1 protein-coding gene is annotated in these 644 nt (G+C 65.7%); it reads left to right on the top strand.

The genetic code is table 11. The features are described from left to right. Positions 1 to 111: 111 nt before the first annotated feature. Positions 112 to 644, top strand: a 533-nt coding sequence (locus ACSFA3_RS23625) for a DUF2167 domain-containing protein (RefSeq protein ID WP_435507852.1), incomplete at its 3' end; no start/stop codon positions are given.

The following is a 644-nucleotide window of genomic DNA, read 5'->3' as shown; positions in this document are numbered from 1 at the left end:
GATGCGCGAACACCCAGCGTCGGCATCTCGAGCAGACGCATGAATGGAGCGATACCTGAACTCTTAAACTCTCCCGGCTCGCCAAACAGACAACAACCGAGGAGAGAGAACTTGCGTATTCAAACCGCCCGCCTGACGGCCGGCGTGCTGCTCGCGTGCGCCGCTTTCGTGGCGCACAACACCGCTCACGCCGCATCGCCAACCACCCCGTCCACCACTGCCCCCGCTTCGACCGCCAGTTCACTGGAAGCCGAACAGGACGCCGCATTCAAGGCCGCCAAGGCCGTGCAGAAAGTCGGCCCCGCCGACATCGTGCTGCGCGACCAGGCCCACCTGCAGTTGCCCCCCGGCTACGTGTGGGTGCCGACACCCGCGGCCGCGCAGTTGATGCGCAGCATGGGCAATCGCACCGACGACACCTTCGTCGGCGTAGTCTTCCCCGCCGACGACGCCGACTGGATGGCCGTCGTGAAGTTCGTCAAGGAGGGCTACATCAAGGACGACGACGCGAAGGACTGGAACGCCGACGACCTGCTCAAGAGCCTGAAAGAAGGCACCGAGGCCGCCAACGAGGAGCGCGCCAAGCGAGGCATCCCCTCCATCGAGGTGACGGGCTGGGCGCAGAAGCCGCAGTACGAGGCCGC

It is taken from the genome of Variovorax glucosi (assembly GCF_051216695.1).
Classification (GTDB): domain Bacteria; phylum Pseudomonadota; class Gammaproteobacteria; order Burkholderiales; family Burkholderiaceae_C; genus Variovorax.
The sequence above is the reverse complement of the archived record's forward strand: the minus strand, read 5'-3'. Positions and strand labels throughout refer to the sequence as shown.